The organism is Arthrobacter sp. GCM10027362 (assembly GCF_042679445.1).
Taxonomy (GTDB): Bacteria; Actinomycetota; Actinomycetes; order Actinomycetales; family Micrococcaceae; genus Crystallibacter.
This window is the reverse complement of record NZ_JBHTML010000398.1, coordinates 1-992: the sequence shown is the minus strand read 5'-3', so window position 1 is coordinate 992 and position 992 is coordinate 1. Positions and strand designations below refer to the sequence as shown.

The 992-nt window shown below is 70.7% G+C and carries 1 protein-coding gene and 2 pseudogenes; 1 reads left to right on the top strand and 2 read right to left on the bottom strand.

The window, feature by feature from the left end:
* Positions 1 to 354 (bottom strand): annotated as a pseudogene (locus tag ACFQ36_RS22955) (TetR/AcrR family transcriptional regulator); the annotation flags it as partial.
* 179 nt (positions 355 to 533) lie between these two features.
* Between ACFQ36_RS22955 and ACFQ36_RS22950 the strand changes: the two are divergent.
* Positions 534 to 743 carry a hypothetical protein gene (locus tag ACFQ36_RS22950; RefSeq protein WP_377017902.1) on the top strand — a complete coding sequence of 70 codons (210 nt, stop codon included), beginning with the start codon at positions 534 to 536 and terminating at the stop codon, positions 741 to 743.
* Between the two features lie 55 nt (positions 744 to 798).
* On the opposite strand, the pseudogene ACFQ36_RS22945 reads toward ACFQ36_RS22950, so the two are convergent.
* Positions 799 to 992: pseudogene (locus tag ACFQ36_RS22945) on the bottom strand (pyridine nucleotide-disulfide oxidoreductase); the annotation flags it as partial.

The window sequence follows — 992 nt, the reverse complement described above, 5'->3', positions numbered from 1 at the left end:
GCTGCCGCCGTCGTCGGCCGGGCGGCGGACGGCGGCTTCGAAACCGAGCCGCTGGCTGCTGCGCTGCGCCAGCGACGAGCGCCAGAACCGGCGCAGGCTCTCACGGAACTCCGCCGGCCCCAGCGCGGAAATCTCCGCGGGCAGGCCCCAGCCGCGCCCGGCCTGGAGCCGGTCGGTGATTTCGGCAATGAGCTGGTCCCGGTGCCCGAAATGGTAGACCAGCATGTAGCTGCTGATTCCCAGGCCCTCGGCGAGGCTGCGGAAGGACACGTCCGCCAAGGACCTGTCCTTGAGGTAGTTCAGGATGTCGGCGAGCAGCTGCGGCTTGCGCTGCGGATTCTGCGGCCGGGCCATATGCTCCTCGGTTCCTTGCCTGCGGGTGAGGCCCAGAATATCTTTTCCGGCCCGCTGCGGCATGCCGCCGTGACGTGCGCCACCCGACAGCCCATACTGGTCCAAGGACTGCGGGGAACGGTCCCACTGCGGCGGCCGATACCTGCCGCGGCCAACCCATCAATCCAAGGATGGACATTGTGGCGTTCACATGGTCTCTGTTCCGGCGGGGCGCAGCGCGGCAGGCCGGGCGGTCCGCCGCAGGCGAGGGCGGCACGGCTGAGACCAGGCGGCTGGTCCGGAGCCTGCAGCGCACCTACCCGGGCTCGCGGGTGGTGGCGGTGCGTGCGGACAAGGTACGCCTCGAACTGCCCGGCGGCGACGTGCTCAGCTTCTACGTCAACCGCTAGCGTTCGCCGTCATCCCCGCACGGGACCCCTGGCAGCTCCCCTGGGGCGCTCCCGCTCAATCGCGGGAGATTTCGACCATCTGGGCCCGCGGGACCACCTTGACGCGTTCGCGGGCCACGGCGGGCATGTCCTCGCCGCCGGCGAAGGCGGCGCCAAGGCCGAGCTCGTGGGAGTCCAGCTTCAGCCAGCCCTCCCAGGTGGTGTACTGCACGCCGCGCCCGTCCAGCAGCGCGAGGATGGCGTCCTCCT